This window comes from Pseudostreptobacillus hongkongensis (assembly GCF_001559795.1).
Classification (GTDB): Bacteria; Fusobacteriota; Fusobacteriia; order Fusobacteriales; family Leptotrichiaceae; genus Pseudostreptobacillus; species Pseudostreptobacillus hongkongensis.
The window spans coordinates 1-249 of sequence record NZ_LOHY01000052.1; the positions used below are offsets into that span (position 1 = coordinate 1).

Consider the following 249-nt stretch of genomic DNA (forward strand, 5'->3'; position numbering starts at 1 on the left):
TGATAAAATAATAGAAATAGGTGCAGATAAGCTAAAGGCCGGAAAGGTGGTTTCAAAAATTTCAGAATTTGTAAATTCAGAAAAGCCTATACCTCAAAAAAACATAGAAATTACAAGTATTAATGAAAATATGGTAAGAGATGCAGAAACTATAGAAAATGTTATGACTAGATTCATAGATTTTGTTAACGACTGTACTCTTGTTGCTCACAATGCTCAATTTGACGTTTGATTTATAACTAAAAAATG

At 28.9% G+C, this 249-nt stretch carries 1 protein-coding gene; it reads left to right on the forward strand.

The features are described from left to right. The coding region (locus AYC59_RS01355) for a 3'-5' exonuclease (protein ID WP_156445444.1) at nucleotides 1–232 on the forward strand (232 nt) is incomplete at its 5' end. Nucleotides 233–249: the final 17 nt, after the last annotated feature.